The organism is Mesorhizobium sp. M1322 (assembly GCF_040318085.1).
Lineage (GTDB): Bacteria > Pseudomonadota > Alphaproteobacteria > Rhizobiales > Rhizobiaceae > Mesorhizobium.
The window spans coordinates 57,251-77,247 of record NZ_JAMYLP010000012.1 but is presented as its reverse complement, the minus strand read 5'-3'; the positions used below and the strand labels follow the sequence as shown (position 1 = coordinate 77,247).

Genomic DNA, 19,997 nt, shown 5'->3' with positions numbered 1-19,997 from the left:
CCTCAACGGCCATTTTGTTGACCGTCCTAGGTGCCACGGGGCTTTCCCTTATGGTCCTGACGTGGCCTTGCGCCTTCGCGTGGCCTCATCGTCTGACGGCTATCTCATTGAAATCATAACAATGAAGAAATGGTGGGTGCGACAGGGATCGAACCTGTGACCCGCTGATTAAGAGTCAGCTGCTCTACCAACTGAGCTACGCACCCACTCGCCGGTAAACCAGCGTCGGCGGGCATATAGCCGCCGCCATCCGCCATGTCCAGCCCTGCCGGATTCATTTCCCGACAAATCGCTGAAGTGCCGCACATCGTCAGACGAACAGCTTGCCTTCCGCCACCTTGACGGCATGGCCGCCGATGCGGGCGGCGGCGAGTTTGCCGCCTTCGACATTCAGTTCGAGGCGGATGCGCGAAGGCCGGCCCATCTCCAGCCCTTGCTCGATCCACAGTCGCGAGACCCCGTCTCGCGGGCCGTCGAAATGCATGATCGCGCCGGCGAAGGCGGCCGCCGCCGAACCGGTCGCCGGATCTTCATAGGAAGGATTGCCCGGCACGATCATGCGGACATGGAAGGCGCTGTGGTGGTTCACCGTCTCGCGGCAGTAGACGTACGGGCTGGCGAAGGTCCATTCGCTCTTGCGGGGTGCCAATTCCGACCACGCCTGGTTGTCCAGCCTTATCCGGGCCGCCGCCTCAAGGTCGGCGACGGGGATGGTCACATAAGGCACGCCGGCCGACCAGAACGAGACGCGGTGATTCTCGAAGCCGACTTCGTGTGGCCCCAGCCCAAGTGCTGCGCCGATCGCCTCTGGGTCAGCGACAAGTTCCAGTGGCTCCGGCAGTTTGGCCAGGTCGAACTCGGCAAAGATGGCGCCATCGTGCTTGCTGACGGCGCAGCGCACCGGGCCGATATTCTCCTCCAGGACGAAGATGCCGGCGGTGTCGCCATCGCCAGCCATTTCGGCAAGCGCGATCGCGGAACCGACAGTCGGATGGCCAGCGAACGGCATCTCATAATCGGGCGTGAAGATGCGGATGCGGGCGCGGTGCTTGGGATTGTCAGGCGGCAGCACGAAAACGGTTTCCGACAGGTTGAACTCGCGTGCGGTGGCCTGCATCGCGGCCGTGTCCAGCCCCTTGCTGTCAAGCACGACGGCCAGCGGATTGCCGGCCAGCCGCTCTGTGGTGAACACGTCGTAAAGTAAGTAATTCCGGGTCAGCATGGTAGAAAGCCTTCTGCCTCAATCCCAACATGGGCGAAATTTAATTTGATATTTGAACCATTAGGCCTGATCTGTGCACGGATGGGATCATCACTGTTTATAGGGGTCCGGCGTGGACCAGATTGTCAATCTGCCAAAGACGGAATCCACTTCCGACATAGAGACGGCACTCGGACTTGACCACCTGGGCCCGAAGAAGAAGCGCCGTCGCGGCTGGCTTTATGGCCTGCTTGTGCTGGTCGTCATCGCCGCAAGCCTCGCCGGCTACCAGTGGTATGCCGGGTCTCCAACCAAGATCGACTATACCACGGTGCCAGCCGCTGTCGCCGACCTCACCGTCGAGGTATCGGCCACCGGCACGCTGCAGCCGCTCACCCAAGTCGACATTTCGAGCGAACTGTCCGGCGTCGTTCGCTCGGTCGCGGTCAACGAGAACCAGCAGGTGAAGAAGGGCGATGTGCTGGCGGCGCTCGACACCGCCAAGCTGGAGGTGCAGATCGAGCGCGCCGAGGCTTCCGCCAAGGCGGCGGCCGCCAATGTCGAGACCGCCACCGTAACCCTCACCGAAAACGAAAAGGCGCTTCTGCGCGCGGCGGCGCTCACCAAGCGCGGCATGGCGACGGACCAGTCGCTTGAAGCGGCGACAGCGACGCGCGACCGCTCCAAGGCAGCACTCGACAGCGCCAAAGCCAATCTTGCCATCGCCAATTCCGATCTCAAGGCGCAGCAGACGGACTTTGCCAAGAGCACCATCTATGCGCCCATTGACGGCATCGTGCTGACGCGCTCGGTCGATCCCGGCCAGACGGTTGCTTCCTCGTTGCAGGCGCCGGTGCTGTTCGTCATCGCCGCCGACCTCAGGAACATGGAGTTGAAGGCAGCGGTCGACGAGGCCGACATCGGCGCCGTCAAGCCCGGCCAGCATGCGCGCTTCACCGTCGACGCCTTTCCGGAACGGCCGTTCGATGCCGAGATCCGCGACATTTCCTATGCATCGGTCACCACCGACGGCGTCGTCACCTACGACGCGCGGTTCGAGGTCGACAATAACGAGCTACTGTTGCGGCCCGGCATGACTGCCACCGTTTCGGTCGTCACCAGGCAGGCAAAAGGCGTGCTCACCGTACCGTCGACGGCTTTCCGTTACCGGCCGGCGCAAACAGCCGCCCGGGCGTGGAGCCTGAGCGACCTGTTCACGGGCCGCATGGGCCGTCCAGGCGGCAACCGCCAGCGCCAGGCGACGGCGCAGCCCACCGACGGCTCGCGCACGCTCTACGTGCTGCAGAATGGCCGGCCCCGCCCGGTCAACGTCAAGATCGGCTCCACCGAACTGACCGAGATCACCTCCGGTCTCGAAGAAGGTGCGCAAGTCATCATCGCAGCGCAGCAGCGGAGCTGAAATCATGTCAGGCTCGCTGCTCATCACCTTCGACAAGGTCTGGAAAAGCTATGGCCAGGGCGAAGCCACGGTCCATGCGCTGGCTGGCGTTGACCTTGCTATCCGCCGCGGCGAATTCGTCGCCATCATGGGCCCGTCCGGTTCGGGCAAGTCGACGGCGATGAACATCATCGGTTGCCTCGACACGCCGACGGCCGGAACCTACAGCTTCATGGGCATCGACGCCGGTCGTCTCGACCGCAACCGCCGCGCCTTGCTGCGCAATCTCTATGTCGGCTTCGTCTTCCAGGGCTATAATCTCCTGCCGCGCACCACCGCGGTGGAGAATGTCGAACTGCCGCTGATCTATCGCGGCGTCGCCGCCCGCGAGCGTCACGATCTCGCCATGAAGGCGCTGGCCGAGGTCGGCCTTGTCGGCCGCGAGCACCACACGCCAGCCGAGCTCTCCGGCGGCCAGCAGCAGCGCGTGGCGATCGCACGCGCCATCGTCACCAGGCCAACCCTGCTCGTCGCCGACGAGCCGACCGGCAATCTCGATACCGTCCGCACGCACGAGATCATGGAACTCCTGACGCGGCTGAACACCGAACTTGGCCTCACCATCGCCATGGTCACGCACGAGGCCGACGTCGCTGCCTATGCCGAGCGCACAATTCGCTTCCTCGACGGCCACGTCGCCTCCGACACCGTGAATCTCGAGGTGGCCTAGCCATGATGCCGAAGAGTAGAAACCAGTTTTCGGAAGAGATCATGGCTAAACACAGAGATAGAGCCCCATCCCGGTTCTATCGGGATGGATCAGGCTCTGGATCATGATCTGGGAAACGGTCCGCCTCTCGCTGCTTTCGGTCCGCCGCAACGTGCTGCGCTCGTTCCTGACGCTGCTCGGCATCGTCATCGGCGTCGCCGCCGTCATCGCCATGCCCACCATTGGCTCAGGCACCACCGAAAAGGTAAAGGCCGATATCTCGAAGCTGGGCAGCAATTTGCTCGTTGTCCGTCCCGGCCGCCCGGCCGGGCCCGGCGGACCGGGAGGGCTCGACCAGGCCACACGTCCGCTAGGCAGCAAGGAAGTTGCCGCGCTCGTCGCACACCTGAGCGGCGCCCGCGCCATTTCGCCCGCCTCGCAAAAGCAGGTCCGCGTCATCTTCGGCACCGAAAGCCTGACGTCGGGTGTCACCGGCACCGACAGCGCTTATCTCGATGCGCGCGACTGGAAGCTGGTTTCGGGCCGCCCGTTCAGCGATTCGGAAATCCGCTCGGGTACCGGCGTTTGCCTGATCGGCGAAACCGTGCGCCAGCAGTTCTTCGGCGCCGGCGACCCCGAAGGCGAGATCATTCGCGTCAACCGCACCTCCTGCAAGATCATCGGCCTACTCGAGCCGAAGGGCTATACCGGCTTCGGTCAGGACCAGGACAATGTCGTGCTGATGCCGCTCGCCGCCTACCCGCGCCGCATCGCCGGCAACCGCGACATCGACTCGATCTACGTCGCCGCCGACGACAGGACGTCGACCACCGAGCTGCTGCCACGCGTCGAGGACATTTTGCGCGACACGCGCCGCATCACGCCGGACCGCGAGGACGATTTCTCGATACGCGACATGACCCAGATCGCCGACGCCATGGCGAGCGCCACCACGACGATGACCGGCATGCTGGGTGCGGTTGCCGGCGTCAGCCTGTTGGTCGGCGGCATCGGCATCATGAATATCATGCTGGTGTCGGTCACCGAGCGCACCCGCGAGATCGGCATCCGGCTGGCCATCGGCGCGCATGAAAAGCATATCCTCATCCAGTTCCTGGTCGAGGCAACCGTGCTGTCGCTGCTCGGCGGCATCATCGGCATCCTGATCGGCCTGGCGCTGGCCGGCCTCGCCTCGCTGACGCTGGCCATCCCGTTCGCGCCAAGCCCGGCGGTGATCCTGCTCGCTGTCGGCTTCTCGGCGCTGATCGGCATGGTGTTCGGTTTCTTCCCGGCGCTGCGCGGCGCACGGCTCGATCCGATCGACGCACTGAGGCATGAATAGAGCGGCGGGAGCGTGCGCCGCCTTCAGACGTCCCCCAAATTTTTACGCTGCCCTCACCCTGCCCTCTGTCGCGAAACAGACCGCGGTGATAGCAATCGCCTTGGGGATATGGGGGAATAGTGGGATGAGCAAGAAAGAGCGAGTGGTTTTTGGTGGCGGTGATCATCGAGGCCGCATTGGCGGGCCTTTGGTGGTACTTGGCCAGCTATGGCATGGCCAACCCCGATCACGTCACCGCCGATTTCCAGCAGGTTGTCGGTCAGACGATGGGAACGGCGATGGGTGCGCTGTTGGGTATCGGCGTCATGCTGTTTTTCGTCGCCGCCCGCAACGACCGCAAAAGCATCGAAGACAAAATGCGTCGTTAGAGCGACGTGCGTCCACTTGGACGCACAAAGTACGCTCTAACACTTTGAATCTTTGCATCGTGCTTTCCGAAAATCGATTCCGATTTCCGGCCTATGCGTCAGTCCTTGCCGGCAAAATGCCACTCGATCAGTGGCTTCATGTGCGGCATCAGCCCGTCCGGCAGGTCATCAGCATTGCGGATGATAACAGGCCCTTCGATTTCCGGCTCTGCCTCCGTGGCGACAAAGGCATTGATGCGCTGCGCGACCTCATCGGCCGATGCCGTCTCGCGATAGCGGCGAAAGATCACCGTGCCGGTTGCCGTCGACAGGGCGTAATAGCGCCTGCCGCGTGTCGCGCCGGCAAGGTCGAGGCCGGTTTCTTCCCGCACCTCGCGGATCATGTTGAAGTCGACATCGACAAGGCCGTCGCGGAAATCGGTTGGCTCGAACGAGCCGGCGGCGAAGTAGACGCGGCCGGCATTGACCGTGTGCGACGCCATGCGGATCGCCACCAGCGCATTGTCGCCGGCGACCAGCATGGCATGGGCATAGGCGTGCTCGGCCCCAGCCACCTGCCGGTTGCCGCGCCAAAGCATGAAGGTCGAGTAGCGCACCGCATGGCAGCGGCCGACGAGGCTGTTGTCGCGATAGCTGAGCGCCGAGAGCAGCACCACGGTGCCGTCGAACAACGCCGGATTGGCTGCGGTCTCGCGCCGCCAATTCTCGGCGATCGCTTGCGCATTATCGCGTTCGAACGGATGCGGGCCGGGGTCGAGCCTGACGTCGACGGCATCGACCGGCAGGATGGTGTTGCGCGGCAGGTCGAAGCTCAACGGAGCGACCCTCAGGCCATTTCAAGGGTGATCGCCACCGGACAATGATCCGACGCTTTCGGCCGATCCCAGCCGGCACGCGGAAAGCGGTCCACCTCCTGGCCCGCCGGAAAGATCGTGCGCCAGGGCTGGCCGTTGCGGATGATGTCGGGAACGGCCGTCGCGTTCTTGGCTGCCAGTGCCTTCGACAACAGGATGTAGTCGAGCTGGCATAGATGCCGCTCTTGCGGTCCGCGCGTATGATATAAAGTCCAACGGTCCATCTCCGGGCGTCGCTCGACCGCATTCTCGCAAAAGCCGCCGGCGGTGAGCACGTTGAGGCAGGACTGGCTCTCATCGATCACCTCGAAGCGGTAGCCGTCAAAGGCGTCGCCGGAGATCTTCACGCGCTGCCGATAATCGTTCATGTCGCCGCAGATCGCCCAGCTCTTGTCCGCAGCGTGATCCCCACCGAAACGCTCCTCAATGATCCGGCGCACCGCTTGCGCCTCGGCGATGCGCAGCGGCATTGTCGCCTGGCGCCCGTCGAGACCGTTGCGGGGCGAGCCCATCGACTTGAAGTGCACCAGATAGAGCGTCAGCGGCATGCCACCGACGGTCAGGTCGATCTCCAGGCAGTCGCGCCGGAAGATGCGCTGGTTGGCCTGATGCCCAAGCGCTGCCAGTTCCGGGGTGTGCAGGCCGAACTGTTCGAACGTGACATAGGCGTGGCTTGTCATGCGCACGAATTCGATCGGCTGACCCTGAGCGGTCTCGTTGCGCATCATCACGGCGACGTCGATGCCGCGCGAGTCGTTGCCGGCGGTGGTGTATTTCTGCCGGTAGCCATGCCCGACCATCTTGAACAGATAGCCGTATTCGAAAGCTTTCAGGGCCTCGATATTGTCGACCTCCTGCATGCAGATGATGTCGGCGCGGGTGGCTGCGATGGCCAGTGCCGTCAGCTGGCGCGTGTCGTCGGATAGCGCGATCGCCCGCGCCTGTTCCAGCATTTTGTATTCGGCCTCGCTCTGGATATCAAAGAGCGCCAGCGTGCGATTTTCATGGAGCTGGTTGCGGTATCCGGAAAAATCGAACCTGTTCATCAGGTTTTCGACATTGAAGGTGGCGAGGCGCAGCGACATGGCGGTGACCTTTGCCCACAAGCGCGCTCGAAAACAAGGGGCCTCCTCTGCCCGTCATGGTTGACGAAACCTTTCCGTTCATCCTCCGTTCAGGCGCGAAGTTCCATGAATGACATTCTTCCTCGCCGGGCGTTGGGGCCTGAAATCTCTTGGAGAGTGCAATGAAACCGCTCTTTTCTTTTTCCGTCCGATCCGGGCTGCTGGCGCTGGGTCTTCTGGCCGGCCTGTCGGCCCCCTCGCTTGCCGGCCCAATTGCCAAACCCGTGCTGCCGGTGCCGGCCAACGCCGTCGCCCCGGAGATTGTGCCGGTCCGCGAGAGTTGGGCCGGCGGCAACGACAGGCGGTTGCAGAGCGAATGGCGCTGGCGCAATCGAAACGGCGCCCGGGAGTGGCGGGGTGGCGGCGATCATCGGAGATGGCGTGGTCGCGACGAAGCCTGGAGATGGCGTGGTCGCGACGAAGCCTGGAGATGGCGTGATCGCGACGACGACCGGCGCTGGCGCCACCGTCGTCATCATCGCCGTCATTTCAACGATTCCGCGATCTTTTTCGGCCTCGGCCTCGGGCTGCCCGCCTACAACTATTATAGCGGGCCGAGCTACTATGATCCGGGCTATTACCCGCCTCGGCGTCAGTATCGCACACAAAGGCTTTCCAGCGCCCATGTCCGCTGGTGCTACGACCGCTACCGGTCGTATCGCGCCTGGGACAACACATTCCAGCCCTATGGCGGTCCGCGCCAGCAGTGCTGGTCGCCTTACAGCTGAGCGGAGCGACTGGTCAACTCGAAACGGCGCCGCGCGTCGGGGCGCCGTTTTCATTTGGCCCACTTCTTGTGAAGCTCTTTCCGCCCTTTCTGAGCGATGATAACGCTATGTTTATCAGGCAGGCCTAATTACCTTGCCGATCGCACCACATGAAATGCGACGATCGCCGGGGTTGGGCGCGCGATGGCTGAAGACGAAAACAGGGACAAACGCAGGCAGCGCGTCTTCAAGGGCGCGACGATCCTGACCGGCATGACCAATTCCGAGGTCACCTGCACAGTGCGCAACATGCATGACGGCGGCGCCGAACTGAAGGTCTCGATCGACGCACGCGTGCCCGACGAGTTCCTGCTCTATGTGCCGACCGACGGCATCGCCTACAAAGCAGTGGTCCGCTGGCGCCGCGAGGACCGCATCGGCATCATGTTCACCGGCACCGAGCCAAAGCCCCACTGGCACTACGGTTAAACGTTAAAATTCGTATCCGGAACAACAGATCCAGGAAACAAAAAGCCGGCGGACCACACCGCCGGCTTTTCTGTGCAATGATGAATTGCGGGTCAGTTCTTGGCCTTGTCGACCAATTTGTTCTTCGAAATCCACGGCATCATCGCGCGCAGCTTGGCGCCGACTTCCTCGATCTGGTGGCTGTCGTTGTTGCGGCGGATGCCCTTGAAGCGCGACATGCCGGCGCGGTACTCCTGCATCCATTCCGAAGTGAACTTGCCGGTCTGGATATCCTTCAGCACGCGCTTCATCTCGGCCTTGGTGTCGGCGGTGATGATGCGCGGACCGGAGACATATTCGCCCCATTCGGCGGTGTTCGAGATCGAGTAGTTCATGTTGGCGATGCCGCCTTCATAGATCAGGTCGACGATCAGCTTGACCTCGTGCAGGCACTCGAAATAGGCCATCTCCGGCGCGTAGCCGGCTTCCACCAGCGTCTCGAAACCAGCGCGGATCAGTTCGACTAGGCCGCCGCACAGCACAACCTGCTCGCCGAACAGATCGGTCTCGCATTCCTCGCGGAAATTGGTCTCGATGATGCCCGAACGACCGCCGCCGACGCCGCAGGCATAGGACAGGGCGAGATCGAGCGCATTGCCCGAAGCATCCTGGTTGACGGCGACCAGGCACGGCACGCCGCCGCCCTTCTGGTATTCGCCCCGCACCGTGTGGCCGGGCCCCTTCGGCGCGATCATGACGACGTCGACCGAGGCCTTCGGTTCGATCAGGCCAAAGTGCACGTTGAGGCCGTGGGCGAAGGCGATCGCCGCGCCATCGCGTATGTTCGGTGAGATCTCGGATTTATAGATGTCGGCCTGCAGCTCGTCGGGCGTCGCCATCATCATCAAGTCGGCCCATTTGGCGGCTTCCGCCACGCTCATCACCTTGAGCCCGTCGGTCTCGACCTTTTGGGCGGTTGCCGAGCCGGCCTTGAGGCCGATGGCGATTTCCCTAACGCCGGAATCCTTGAGGTTGAGCGCATGCGCCCGGCCCTGGCTGCCATAGCCGATAATGGCGACCTTCTTGCCCTTGATCAGGTTGAGATCGGCGTCGCGATCGTAATAGACACGCATTTTTCTTTCCTTCCCGTTGTGAATTCAGAGCATGATGCCGAAAAGTGTGAAGCGGTTTTCGGACGACATGCTCTATCTCTTTCTCTTTGATTTAGAGCCGGATTCAGATTTCAGGCCGACTTGACCTGAAATCATCCGGCTCTAGGGGGCCTTACGGCCCGGTTTTTGCTCCGTAAAGAGCGAGAAACTGCTGCGTCGCCCGGACGGCATCGCCGCCGATCGCCGCATCAGTCAATTCCAGCCGGTCGCCGAGCAGCAGGCGGATCTGCACATCACGGGCGACCAGCCCGAAAAAGGTGCGGAATGCCGCTTCGGCATCCGAGAACTCGAGAATCCCGGCCTGCCGGCCGGCCTCCAGCACCGGCTTCAGGCGCCTGGCCAGCGCGAAGCGGCCGTTCTCCAGCACGATGGCGCCAAGATCGTCCTTGCCGTCTTTGCGCCGGATTGGGCCGGCACGGCCGACCGCCACCCGGTTCAGCGCGATCGAGGTGTCGCTCGAAATCACCTTGAGCCAATCCGAGGCGAAGCGCTCGAGGCTCGCCGTCAGCGAAGCAAGGTCGAGCCCCTTGCGGTCGACCGGCACTACTCGCACCTTGGACGCTTGCCATTGCACCGTTGCTGTCAAAAGCCCGTCGCGATCGCCGAACCATTTGTAGAGCGTTTCCTTGGAACAGCTCGCCCGCCGCGCTACGGCGGTCATGGTCAACTGATCGCCCTCCTCGACCAGCAGGCGAAGTGCAGCGTCGAGCACGGCTTTCTGCCGCTCCGTCAGCGCTTCGCCGGTGTCGATGTCGACGCTTGCCTGCAACAAACTCTTTTCCTGCTCGATGATGGCGACGTTCGCTCAAGGCCGTACCGTACGTTACGGTTCGGCGCATCTATGGCGTATTGTCGAAAACGGTGCAAGCCCTATCTCCGTTTTTGACGTCTTCCAAACCGGAATGGCCTTCACTGAAACGGCCTTACAGGAACGGCGTGGCGCGGAGAGAAAAATGCTCGTCGGCCTGCTTGCATTGACTGTTACCGCCGCTTTCGCTGGCGCCGCCATTTACATCAGCGTCGCCGAGCAGCCGGCGCGGCTTCGCCTCGATGACCGTGCACTGCTGCAGGAATGGCAGCCCGCCTACAAGCGCGGCGCCGCCATGCAGGCATCGATTGCCGTCGTCGCCTGTGTTCTTGGTGCCGTTACCTGGTGGCAGACCGGCAGTCTCGGCTATCTGGTCGGGGCGGTGATGATCATCCTGCCCTGGCCATGGACGCTGATCGCAATGATGCCGACAAACCGACTGCTGGAGGCGATGGACGCGGCCGCCGTCAATCCAAAGGCCCGGGCATTGATCGTGAAATGGGGTAATCTGCATCTGGTCCGCGTCGCGCTTGGCGTTCTGGCGGCACTGGCATTCCTCTGGGGCAGTGCCTGACGTCGCTACAACCGATCTTCAGCGCCAAGGGCCACATCACTCCGGCATGGCTGGATGGCGTAGCCGTCCAAGCAGAGCCGACAGGGTTTCCAGGTCATCATTGGAGAGCTTGGCACCGACCAGCTCCGCGATCGATCGTCCGTAGACGGCCCACATGCGGCGGCGCGTCTCGCGCCCCTTGCCGGTGATGCGGACCGTCTGTCCGCGACCGTCATCGGCAACCCTGAGCTTCTCGACCAGCCCGTCCGCTTCGAGCCGCGCCAGCAGTCGGGAGATGTTGTATTGCGCAAACAGTGTGCGCTCGATCAGCTGGAACGGCCGCAAGCCGCCCTCGCCCGCTTCGGCAAGCTCATGCAGCACGTCGTACCAGGCAAGCGGCGGCACGCCACCGTCCTTCAGCGCGTCTTCGGCTCTTTCCACCAGCTGGCGCGAAACGCGCATTAGGCGGGCCCAGGCCTTGATGGCCGCGGGCGAAGGGTCGGCTTTCTCCATCATGATTGCAGCATAGGCGATAGATGCAATTGCATCAAGATTGACAGTAGATGCAATTGCATCTATATAGATGCAACTGCATTGATATCGGAGCACCGCCATGAGAAATGAAATCTGCAAGGTCGCCGACATCCCGGAGACGGGCAGCCTGCCGACCGACAAGCTCGTTCTCGTCAGCCATCACCTTTGTCCCTATGTGCAGCGCGCGGCCATCTCGCTCGCCGAAAAGGACGTGCCGTTCGAACGCCTCACCATCGATCTCGCCAACAAGCCGGCCTGGTTCAAGGCCATATCGCCACTCGGCAAGGTGCCGCTGCTGCGCGTCCAGCAGAATGGCGAGGAAACCGCGATCTTCGAATCGGCAGTCATCCTCGAATTCCTTGAGGAAACGCTGGCCAACCCACTCCACCCTGCCGACCCGCTGGCCCGTGCCCGGCATCGCGCCTGGATCGAGTTCGGTTCGGCCATCCTCAACGCCATCGGCCGACTCTATTCCGCCCCGACCGCGGCCGCCTTCCTTGCCGAAAGCGAAGGTCTGTCGGCAATGTTCGATCGTCTCGAAATAGAACTGACGGCTGGCCGAGCTGGGCCATGGTTTGCCGGCGAGCGCTTTTCACTGGTCGATGCTGTCTATGGACCAATCTTCCGCTATTTCGACGCCTTCGATCGGATCGGCGAGTTCGGCATCCTGAGCGGAAAGCCGCGTGTCGAGGCCTGGCGGAAGGGATTGCACGAACGCAAGTCGGTGAAGAACGCTGTCTCCCCGGATTACCCACAGCGCCTTCTTGCATTCCTGCAAGCGAAGGGTTCACATCTTTCGAACCTCACCCGCCGCAACGAGGCGGCCACCGCGCTTCCTTGATACCGATCCGCCTGAACGGATCGACCACGGTTCCAGCCACCATCGAGGCAAGGATGTTTGGCGCCGGCGGGATTTTTGCCACTGACGCCACCAGGCTGTCGCGGACGAACGGCATCACGGTCGAATCCGACTGGTAAAACGGCGTCAGCATCAGCGACAGCGCCTGAAACACCCGGACGTGCCACCGCCGCGGCGTTGCCACTGCTGGCATCGACGGTTAGGTCTCGGTAGCGTCAAAAGCGGCGCGCGCGTCGCGCACAGCGCCATGATTGAGCTCGGCCCACTGGAGCAGTTGGTGCAGGGGTCCGAACATCGAGCGTCCGAGATCGGTCAGACTGTATTCGACGCTCGGCGGCTTGGTCGGGAACACCTCGCGATGGACGTAGCCGTCGCGCTGCAAATCGTGCAGCGTCTGGGTAAGCATACGCTGTGAAATGTCGGGTACCAATCGCCGCAATTCGCCGAACCGGTACGGCTTTTCGGCCAGCGCCATCATCAACAGCGAACTCCATTTGTTGCTGATGCCCTGGATCACATCGCGGACCGGACAGTCCACAATGTTGCCCCCGCCGCTGCCCGCTTTGTAGATCTCGAGTTTCGATCTCAGACTAACGATTTTGCTGTCCATCGCTGGTTCCCTGCGCCTGCCTACCTCCCGCAAAACTGCCTTCTTTACGGAGGTCGGTCAATTCCTATTTTAGTGCTGGTCTCTTTTTGAGACTCATATAGGCACCCGCCGCTTCGGCGCAACGACAGGACTTCCCATGACCGAAACCCTTCTCGTCACCGGCGCCTCCGGCCAGCTCGGCCGCGGCGTCATCCATCATCTGCTGGACACGCTCAAGGTTCCGCCCGCACGCATCATCGCCGCCACTCGCTATCCGGAAAACCTCGCCGACCTGGCGACGCGCGGCGTCGCCATCAGGCAAGCCGATTTCGATGACACGGCGTCGCTCGTCGAGGCATTCAAGGGCGCCGGCAGGGTCCTGATCATCTCAACCGGCGAGATCGACCTTGGGGGCAAGCGCCTCAAGCAGCATGAGAATGCAGTCGCAGCTGCCAAGAAGGCTGGTGTTTCGCATCTGCTCTACACCTCGATGCCCAATCCTGAGCCGGGATCGCCGGTGCTGTTTGCGGGCGATCACTACGGTACCGAGCAGGCGATCAAGGCGAGCGGCATCCCCTACACGATCTTCCGCAACGGCTGGTATCAGGAGAACCTGTTCATGTCGCTGCCGCACGCCATTGCCTCGGGGCAGTGGTACACATCGGCGGCCGAAGGCCGCATCGCCCATGGCGCTCGCGACGACATGGCCGTGGCGATCGCCGCCGGCCTTGCCTCGGGCGATACTGAAAGCACCACATACACGCTGACGGGCCCGCAAGCCTACACGGTCGCCGAGATCGCGGCCCTGGTGACCGACGTCACCGGCAAGCCCATCGAGGTCGTTCAGCTTTCGGATGAGGCGTTGACCGAGGGACTGAAGGCTGCCGGCGTTCCCGAAGGTTTTGCCCCCGTCGTCACCTCCTTCGACACCAACACGCGCTCCGGCCGCATCGGCATGGTGACCGACGCGATCGAGACACTTTCAGGCAAAAAGCCGAAATCGTTGAGGCATTTCCTCGAGGCGAACAAGGCAGCTCTGGCCGGCTGAAGGCCGCAGAGATTCTGACAAAGGCCGTACCTTTCGACAGGCACGGCCTTTGGTCTAGATAGCCACCTGCGTTCCGATCTCAACCACACGTCCGGTCGGGATCTGGAAATACTCGGTCGCATCCGCTGCCGTGCGCGCCAGCCCGATGAACAGCTTGTCCTGCCACACCGGCATGCCGGAATTGGGTGACGCCTTGAGCGAGCGCCGCGACAGGAAGAAGGAGGTCGTCATGATGTCGAACTTCCAGCCCTGCTTGCGGCAGATCGCCAGCGCACGCGGAATGTTGGGCTGTTCCATATAACCGAAGGTCAGCGTCACCCGCATGAACAGATCGTTGATCGTTTCCATCTTGACCCGGTCACTGTCGGGCACAACGGGCTGCTGCGCCGTCACCACCGAGAGGATGACGTTCTGTTCGTGCAGCACCTTGTAATGCTTCAGGCTGTGCATCAGCGCAGTCGGCGCGCTGACCGGATCGCTGGTCAGGAACACGGCCGTGCCGGACACCAGCTGCGGCTTCTTCTTCAACAAATTGGCGGCAAGGAAATCGAGCGGAATCTCGTTCCTGCGCGTCTTGTCGAACAGATAGCGGCTGCCGCGTATCCAGGTCCCCATGATCAGCCCCATGATGCAGGCGACAGCAATTGAAACCCATCCGCCTTCCATGAATTTCACGATATTCGCGAGGAAGAAGCCGGTGTCGATCGTGCCAAACAGCAGCGCCAGCGCCGCAGCCAGCGCGGTCTGCCATTTCCATTGCCACCGCATCACCACGAATAGCAAAATAGTCGTCATCAGCATCTCGCCTGTCACCGAAATTCCATAGGCGGAAGCCAGCGAACTCGAACTGCCAAAGCCGACGACCAGCAGCATCACGCCGAGCGCGAGAATGAGGTTCACGCGTGGCATGTAAATCTGGCCGAGCTGCATCTCGGAAGTGTGCTGAACTTCGATTCTGGGCAGAAGATTGAGCTGCACCGCTTGCCGGGTCAGTGAAAACGCCCCGGAGATAACGGCTTGACTGGCGATGACAGTCGCCGCCGTTGCGAGCCCGACCATCGGAATCAGTGCCCAATCCGGCAGCATCTGGAAGAACGGATTGTCGGGCACGCCGCCGTGAGCAAGAACGAATGCGCCTTGCCCAAAATAGCTGAGCAGCAGGCAGGGGAAGACGATCCAGAACCAGGCCAGCACGATTGGACGGCGACCGAAGTGGCCGAGATCGACGTAAAGCGCTTCGGCTCCGGTAACCGCCAGGAAAACCGCGCCGACGGTGAGAAACGCGCCCGCTTTGGCCTCGGCAAGGTAGGCGACAGCATAATAGGGGTTGATTGCCAAAAGCACCGACGGATCGTCGCTAATGTGCATCAGTCCGGCAATGCCGATCGCCAGGAACCAGAGCCCCGTCACCGGCCCGAAAACCGAGGCCACTCTGCCGGTCCCGAAGCGCTGCACGGCAAACAAGACGGCAAGAATCACCAATGTAATGGGAACCACATATGGATCGAACGCCGGGGTCACGACGCTCAGCCCTTCCACCGCTGAAAGCACCGAGATGGCCGGCGTTATGATCGCGTCGCCGAAAAACAGTGCGGCTCCGCAGAGACCAATGGCAAGAATGATGCCGGAACCAGCCGGATAAGCTTTCCGCGCCAGCGCCATAAGCGACAGGGTACCGCCTTCACCCTTGTTATCCGCCCGAAGCACGAAGGCGACGTACTTGATTGTCACGATAATCGTCAGTGCCCAGACGATCAGCGACAGAATGCCCAGAACGGCACTGCGCGGATCGGTGCCGGACGAAGCATGCAGTGCTTCGCGAAGCGCATAGATCGGGCTAGTGCCGATATCGCCATAGACCACGCCCAGCGCGCCCAGCATCAAAACCTTGGTGCTGTGCTTTTCGACCTCAGGATGGCTTGATTGTTCGACGGGTTCTGCCTCACTACCACTGTTGGTAAGGGCCATGGACGACACTCCGATAAGCGCGCGGTGCTCTACGCTTGCTGCGATGCAATATCAAGTGCCCCAACGTGATGGCTGCCATGTCCGCAAAGCGAGGCTCCCATCCCTACCACCCACAGGCCTTCAGAAATCTTTTGACCGTGCCGGCCATGCCATACTCCAACGCATCGGCTGTCAACCCATGTCCGATCGACACTTCGGCCAATGCCGGGATGCACTTTGCCAACGCCGGCAGGTTGTTCACCACCAGATCATGCCCGGCATTGACCTGAAGCCCGGCGGCAAGCGCGGCATCCGCGGTTTTTCCCAATCTTTCCAGCTCCTTCGCCGCTTTTGCCGAATCGGAATGATAGCTGCCATATGGACCCGTGTAGAGCTCGATCCGGTCGGCGCCGGTATCGCGAGCGGCCTTCATGACTGCCGGATCCGGGTCGGAAAACAACGACACGCGAAAGCCCCCCTTTTTCAGGCGTTTGACGATCGGTGTCAGGAACGCCGCCTCGGCGGCAAAGTTCCAGCCATGGTCGGAGGTGGCCTGGGCAGGGTCGTCGGGCACCAGCGTCACCTGCTCCGGCTGGTGCTTTTCCACAAGCGCCAGGAAATCCTCGCTCGGATAGCCCTCGATGTTGAACTCCGCCTGAGGGAATTCGTCGTCGATCAGCGCCCTGATCTCCGGCAGGTCGGAATGCCTGGTGTGCCGCTCGTCGGGCCGCGGATGCACTGTCAGCCCATGCGCGCCCGCGGCAAGTGCGATGCGTCCGAGCCCGGTGACACTTGGCCACGGCAGATCGCGCCGGTTGCGCAGCATGGCGATGGCATTGAGATTGACGGAGAGTTTTGCAGGCATGGCTTCTCAGGTCCGGATATATTTGCGGCCATCTATACCGCCTTTGGCGGGAACAGATAGGGGGTTTCCGGTGTTCCAGAGGGACGTATAATATCCAGCAAGAGGAAGGCCCGTGAACTATCTTGAAGCAGTGCCGGCGGTTCGCCGCATCGACACCGACCGCGACGACCTGTTCGCCATCGACGTCGTCGGCCATGTCACGGCGGCCGATGCGGAAAACCTGTTCGGTTTGCTGGAGGCGGCTTACGCGCTGCACCCGAGAATCGACGTGCTGGTGCGCCTGATCGACCATGAAGGCGTCGATTGGGCCGAAGTGTCGGACGAAACGCTTGAACAGGGAACGGCCCATGCCGTGGAGCATGTCGCCCGCTGCGCTGCGGTCGGCGAGCCGAACTGGGTACCCAGCGCACAGAGCTTGCTGCCTGCTTCCTCGCCCGTCGAGATCAGGCATTTTGAGGCAGAGGACGAAGCATCGGCCTGGGAGTGGCTCGGAGCCAGATCGCTAGCCCCACGGTGACGCAGGACAGTAGCAGTCCTGGGGCTGCTCGATCGGCCTATCTGACAATCGTCAGCCGTTCGGCCGCGCGCGTGATTGCGGTGTAGAGCCAGCGCTGGCGGGTTTCTTTGAACGCCCAGCTTTCGTCGAAAAGCACTATGTCGTTCCACTGCGAGCCTTGCGCCTTGTGCACGGTCAGCGCGTAGCCATAGTCGAAATCGTCGAAGCGCTTTTTCTGCTGCCAGGGAATATCGGCGTCCGGGTCCTCGAACGCCGCTTTGAGCAGCTTGATCTTGGCGACGCCGCGGTCCGGATCGTCCTCCTCCGGTGAGACCAGCAAATTGATGCCGGGTTTCACCGTCTCGCGCGACGAGGTCATCACCTTCCACAGCGAGCCGTTGAGCAACCCCTTGGCCGGGTCGTTACGCAGGCAGACGAGCTTGTCGCCCGCTTGTGGAAAGTCGGCATTGAACCCCTTCAGCTCGCGCAGCCGCTGATTATAGCGACGCCGCGTCCTGTTGGTGCCGACCAGCACCTGGTCCGCCTTCAGGACCAGTTCCTGGGTCACGTCTTCCTTGCCGATCACCTGCGCCGTGCCATAGTCGCCGCGCATGAATTCGCGGCCCTCGCGTACGTCGAGCGCCAGCCGGATGATCGGGTTGTCGCGCGCCTGCCGGTGGATTTCGGTGAGCAGAATATCCGGCTCATGGTCGGTGAAGAAGCCGCCCCCCGAGATCGGCGGCAACTGGCCAGGATCGCCGAGAACAAGGATCGGCGTGCCGAAACTCATCAGGTCGCGGCCGAGCTGCTCGTCGACCATCGAACATTCGTCGATGACGACGAGCTTGGCCCGCGAAATCGGGCTTTGCCGGTTGAGCGAAAAGGTCGGCGACATCGAAGTCTTGCCGGTCACCTCGTCCGCTACCGATTCCTCGCCCTTCGGCCGGTAGATCAGCGAATGGATGGTGCGGGCGTTGACCGCGCCCTTGGAACGCAGCACCTGCGCCGCCTTGCCGGTGAAGGCGGCGAACTGCACCTGGCCGTCGACATGCTCGGCGAAATAGCGCGCCAGCGTCGTCTTGCCGGTGCCGGCAAAGCCGAACAGCCGGAAGAGCTGCGGCTTTCCGGACTTGAGCCAGGTGGCGACCGCTTTCAGCGCATCGTCCTGTTGAGGAGAGAATTCCATCAGCGCGAGAGACCGGATTCGCGAGGGAAAGACAAGGCCCACGACTACCGCCACCAAGATCCTCGGCGGCGGGCCCTACCGCCTCCAATTACACAAGCTATCAGGCAGGGATCGGAACGTAAAGAGAACAAAGTCGAGCCGCCACGACCTAGTCGGTCGGGCTGGGATCGTTGTCGAGCAGGATCGGCTTGCCATGCGGCGTTGCATGCGCGGCGCGTTCCCACGCGGCAGCGAGTGCATCGACGGCTCCCCTGTCGGCGACGCCTTTGGCCGACAGCAGATTCTCCAGCGCCGCCAGCCAGTGCTCGTAATAATCATGGCCATCGCTGGCGGCACCCGGCTTCTTGACCTCGGCGGACAAGGCCTCCGCCCACTCGCTCCAGGAAAACAGGCCCTTGTCGTGCAGCGCAACCGTCATGGCGAAGGCCTCCGCTTGCCACGGCTCGGCGAACACCGGCGCCTCGACGCCCGCAGGCAGCATGGCAGCACCTGACTTTGCCTCACGCTGGCTCAAGATAGCTCTCCCAGGCGTCGATCGACACGGTTAGCGTCGGGTCGGCGCCCTCGCCCCAGATCTCCGCGCCGTCAAAAACCACCGTATAGACCCATTGCGGGTTTTCGCCCTGCCCATGCGCATTCGTGTCGGGGAAGACAAAACCATCGCGCACCGCCTCGACGGCGCCCTGCTTGCCGCGTGCGTAGCGCGGCAGCTTTGTGTGGCCGGTCGGATGAAAATTCTTCGTCCGCACCAGGTCGCCCTCCTTGAACCGCGCCGGTGTGGCAACCAACCGGTCGCAGGGGCCGCCCTTAGCCAAAACTGCCGGCACGTTTTCGGACTTCAGCACCCGTTTTGGCGTCGCCGCTGGATCGACCGCCTTGCCCGCGGCCAGATCGCGGTCGCTGACGAAGCCATGCCGCTTCAGCAAGGTTTCGAGCGCCTTGATCCATATCTCATAATAGCTCGAGGCATAATAGTCGGCGGGATGCAGCGATTCCCGCGCATGCCGGCTCTCGTCGATGGTCCAGGCGCCCATGGCGCCGGCGCACAGCGTCACGCCAAGCGCACGCCTTTCCCAGTCGGCATGGAAATAGGGCTCATCCTTTTCGGGTGCGACCGGCCCGAACCCCATCTGCCCGCCGAGATCCTGCGGCCCGTTCATGCCGCCTCCCGCGCCAGTCGTGTGCCGATCATGGAGTCGCGCGACACCAGATCTGCCAGCCGCTCCTCGCTCCAGCCATCGGTGCCCTGCGGCCGCATTGGCACGACCAGGTAACGCAGCTCGGCGGTGGAGTCCCACACCCGGATTTTTGTCGTGGCCGGCAAGGTCAGCCCGAATTCGTCGAGCACGCCGCGCGGATCGATGACCGCGCGCGAACGATAGGGCGGCGCCTTGTACCACACCGGTGGCAGGCCGAGCACCGACCACGGGTAGCACGAGCACAGCGTGCAGACGACGAGGTTGTGCGTGTCTGCCGTGTTGAAGACTGCCTGCATGTGCTCGCCCTGCCGGCCGGTGTAGCCGAGCGAGCCGATCGCCGCCGTCGCGTCGCGTTTCAGCAGGGCGGCAAAGTCAGGGTCGGCCCACGCCTTCGCCACCACTTTGGCGCCATTGCGCGGACCGATTTTTGTCTCGTAGTTGTCGACAATCACGTCGATCGCAGCCGGATCGATCAGCCCTTTCTGGGTGAGGATCGTCTCCAGCGCGCGCACCCGGGCGGCAAAAGGATCAAGCTCGTTGTCGTGATCGTGGTTGTGGCTGTGGAACAT

At 62.5% G+C, this 19,997-nt stretch carries 23 protein-coding genes, 1 tRNA gene and 1 pseudogene; 10 read left to right on the top strand and 15 right to left on the bottom strand.

Annotated elements, in window-relative coordinates:
- Positions 1 to 130: 130 nt before the first annotated feature.
- Positions 131 to 206, bottom strand: a tRNA-Lys gene (locus NKH12_RS07380).
- A 104-nt stretch (positions 207 to 310) separates the two neighbouring features.
- Positions 311 to 1,222: a PhzF family phenazine biosynthesis protein gene (locus tag NKH12_RS07375; RefSeq protein WP_352952537.1), complete on the bottom strand. Its 912-nt coding sequence runs from the start codon at positions 1,220 to 1,222 to the stop codon at positions 311 to 313.
- A gap of 112 nt (positions 1,223 to 1,334) precedes the next feature.
- Between NKH12_RS07375 and NKH12_RS07370 the strand changes: the two genes are divergently transcribed.
- From NKH12_RS07370 to NKH12_RS07355, 4 genes are all read left to right on the top strand, one after another.
- Complete coding sequence (locus NKH12_RS07370; RefSeq protein ID WP_352952536.1) at positions 1,335 to 2,621, top strand: efflux RND transporter periplasmic adaptor subunit; 1,287 nt, start codon at positions 1,335 to 1,337, stop codon at positions 2,619 to 2,621.
- A 4-nt stretch (positions 2,622 to 2,625) separates the two neighbouring features.
- Entirely contained in the window at positions 2,626 to 3,330 is a 705-nt protein-coding gene (locus tag NKH12_RS07365) for an ABC transporter ATP-binding protein (RefSeq protein ID WP_352952535.1), read from the top strand.
- A 103-nt stretch (positions 3,331 to 3,433) separates the two neighbouring features.
- Positions 3,434 to 4,651, top strand: coding sequence for an ABC transporter permease (locus tag NKH12_RS07360; RefSeq protein ID WP_352952534.1), 1,218 nt, complete (start codon positions 3,434 to 3,436; stop codon positions 4,649 to 4,651).
- Positions 4,652 to 4,803: 152 nt separating this feature from the next.
- Positions 4,804 to 5,019 (top strand): hypothetical protein, encoded by a 216-nt coding sequence (locus NKH12_RS07355; RefSeq protein WP_352952533.1) that lies wholly within the window; start codon positions 4,804 to 4,806, stop codon positions 5,017 to 5,019.
- A 98-nt stretch (positions 5,020 to 5,117) separates the two neighbouring features.
- Here the strand turns inward: NKH12_RS07355 and NKH12_RS07350 are convergent, their stop codons facing one another.
- Positions 5,118 to 5,834, bottom strand: coding sequence for a hypothetical protein (locus NKH12_RS07350; protein WP_352952532.1), 717 nt, complete (start codon positions 5,832 to 5,834; stop codon positions 5,118 to 5,120).
- A gap of 11 nt (positions 5,835 to 5,845) precedes the next feature.
- On the bottom strand, positions 5,846 to 6,958 hold the full coding sequence (locus tag NKH12_RS07345) for an endonuclease/exonuclease/phosphatase family protein (protein WP_352952531.1): 1,113 nt from the start codon (positions 6,956 to 6,958) through the stop codon (positions 5,846 to 5,848).
- 161 nt (positions 6,959 to 7,119) lie between these two features.
- Between NKH12_RS07345 and NKH12_RS07340 the strand changes: the two genes are divergently transcribed.
- Both NKH12_RS07340 and NKH12_RS07335 read left to right on the top strand, forming a co-directional pair.
- Entirely contained in the window at positions 7,120 to 7,725 is a 606-nt protein-coding gene (locus NKH12_RS07340) for a BA14K family protein (RefSeq protein ID WP_352952530.1), read from the top strand.
- A gap of 183 nt (positions 7,726 to 7,908) precedes the next feature.
- On the top strand, positions 7,909 to 8,193 hold the full coding sequence (locus NKH12_RS07335) for a PilZ domain-containing protein (RefSeq protein WP_029352109.1): 285 nt from the start codon (positions 7,909 to 7,911) through the stop codon (positions 8,191 to 8,193).
- Positions 8,194 to 8,285: 92 nt separating this feature from the next.
- Here the strand turns inward: NKH12_RS07335 and ilvC are convergent, their stop codons facing one another.
- Both ilvC and NKH12_RS07325 read right to left on the bottom strand, forming a co-directional pair.
- A complete protein-coding gene (gene ilvC / locus NKH12_RS07330) occupies positions 8,286 to 9,305 on the bottom strand; it encodes a ketol-acid reductoisomerase (protein ID WP_352952529.1) in 1,020 nt (339 codons plus the stop codon).
- 151 nt (positions 9,306 to 9,456) lie between these two features.
- Complete coding sequence (locus NKH12_RS07325) at positions 9,457 to 10,113, bottom strand: TetR/AcrR family transcriptional regulator (RefSeq protein WP_502910761.1); 657 nt, start codon at positions 10,111 to 10,113, stop codon at positions 9,457 to 9,459.
- Between the two features lie 184 nt (positions 10,114 to 10,297).
- Between NKH12_RS07325 and NKH12_RS07320 the strand changes: the two genes are divergently transcribed.
- The gene (locus NKH12_RS07320; RefSeq protein WP_352952527.1) at positions 10,298 to 10,726 is read left to right on the top strand and encodes an anthrone oxygenase family protein; all 429 of its coding nucleotides are present in this window, start codon (positions 10,298 to 10,300) and stop codon (positions 10,724 to 10,726) included.
- Positions 10,727 to 10,762: 36 nt separating this feature from the next.
- On the opposite strand, the gene NKH12_RS07315 is transcribed toward NKH12_RS07320, so the two are convergent.
- On the bottom strand, positions 10,763 to 11,221 hold the full coding sequence (locus NKH12_RS07315; protein WP_352952526.1) for a MarR family winged helix-turn-helix transcriptional regulator: 459 nt from the start codon (positions 11,219 to 11,221) through the stop codon (positions 10,763 to 10,765).
- A gap of 97 nt (positions 11,222 to 11,318) precedes the next feature.
- Between NKH12_RS07315 and NKH12_RS07310 the strand changes: the two genes are divergently transcribed.
- The gene (locus tag NKH12_RS07310) at positions 11,319 to 12,080 is read left to right on the top strand and encodes a glutathione S-transferase family protein (RefSeq protein WP_352952525.1); all 762 of its coding nucleotides are present in this window, start codon (positions 11,319 to 11,321) and stop codon (positions 12,078 to 12,080) included.
- Here NKH12_RS07310 and NKH12_RS07305 read toward each other — a convergent pair.
- Positions 12,043 to 12,279, bottom strand: a pseudogene (locus NKH12_RS07305) (FAD-dependent oxidoreductase); the annotation flags it as partial. The gene NKH12_RS07310 and the pseudogene NKH12_RS07305 overlap by 38 nt on opposite strands.
- Before the next feature lie 18 nt (positions 12,280 to 12,297).
- Positions 12,298 to 12,708 (bottom strand): winged helix-turn-helix transcriptional regulator, encoded by a 411-nt coding sequence (locus NKH12_RS07300; RefSeq protein ID WP_352952524.1) that lies wholly within the window; start codon positions 12,706 to 12,708, stop codon positions 12,298 to 12,300.
- A gap of 136 nt (positions 12,709 to 12,844) precedes the next feature.
- Here NKH12_RS07300 and NKH12_RS07295 point away from each other — a divergent pair, with 136 nt between their 5' ends.
- Positions 12,845 to 13,735 carry an SDR family oxidoreductase gene (locus NKH12_RS07295; RefSeq protein ID WP_352952523.1) on the top strand — a complete coding sequence of 297 codons (891 nt, stop codon included), beginning with the start codon at positions 12,845 to 12,847 and terminating at the stop codon, positions 13,733 to 13,735.
- A 54-nt stretch (positions 13,736 to 13,789) separates the two neighbouring features.
- Here NKH12_RS07295 and NKH12_RS07290 read toward each other — a convergent pair whose 3' ends face one another.
- Both NKH12_RS07290 and NKH12_RS07285 read right to left on the bottom strand, forming a co-directional pair.
- A complete protein-coding gene (locus NKH12_RS07290; RefSeq protein WP_352952522.1) occupies positions 13,790 to 15,703 on the bottom strand; it encodes a potassium transporter Kup in 1,914 nt (637 codons plus the stop codon).
- 103 nt (positions 15,704 to 15,806) lie between these two features.
- Positions 15,807 to 16,547, bottom strand: coding sequence for a pyridoxine 5'-phosphate synthase (locus NKH12_RS07285; RefSeq protein ID WP_352952521.1), 741 nt, complete (start codon positions 16,545 to 16,547; stop codon positions 15,807 to 15,809).
- Positions 16,548 to 16,659: 112 nt separating this feature from the next.
- On the opposite strand from NKH12_RS07285, the gene NKH12_RS07280 reads away from it, so the two are divergent.
- A complete protein-coding gene (locus NKH12_RS07280) occupies positions 16,660 to 17,064 on the top strand; it encodes a SpoIIAA family protein (protein WP_352952520.1) in 405 nt (134 codons plus the stop codon).
- Positions 17,065 to 17,101: 37 nt separating this feature from the next.
- Here NKH12_RS07280 and NKH12_RS07275 read toward each other — a convergent pair whose 3' ends face one another.
- The 4 genes from NKH12_RS07275 to nthA all read right to left on the bottom strand — a co-directional run bounded on the left by NKH12_RS07275 (position 17,102) and on the right by nthA (position 19,997).
- Complete coding sequence (locus NKH12_RS07275; RefSeq protein ID WP_352952559.1) at positions 17,102 to 18,229, bottom strand: ATP-dependent DNA helicase; 1,128 nt, start codon at positions 18,227 to 18,229, stop codon at positions 17,102 to 17,104.
- A 148-nt stretch (positions 18,230 to 18,377) separates the two neighbouring features.
- Entirely contained in the window at positions 18,378 to 18,710 is a 333-nt protein-coding gene (locus NKH12_RS07270; RefSeq protein WP_352952558.1) for a nitrile hydratase accessory protein, read from the bottom strand.
- A gap of 19 nt (positions 18,711 to 18,729) precedes the next feature.
- On the bottom strand, positions 18,730 to 19,389 hold the full coding sequence (gene nthB, locus NKH12_RS07265) for a nitrile hydratase subunit beta (protein WP_352952519.1): 660 nt from the start codon (positions 19,387 to 19,389) through the stop codon (positions 18,730 to 18,732).
- Positions 19,386 to 19,997, bottom strand: a complete 612-nt coding sequence (gene nthA, locus NKH12_RS07260) for a nitrile hydratase subunit alpha (protein ID WP_352952518.1) — start codon at positions 19,995 to 19,997, stop codon at positions 19,386 to 19,388. The genes nthB and nthA overlap by 4 nt, the downstream gene beginning before the upstream one ends.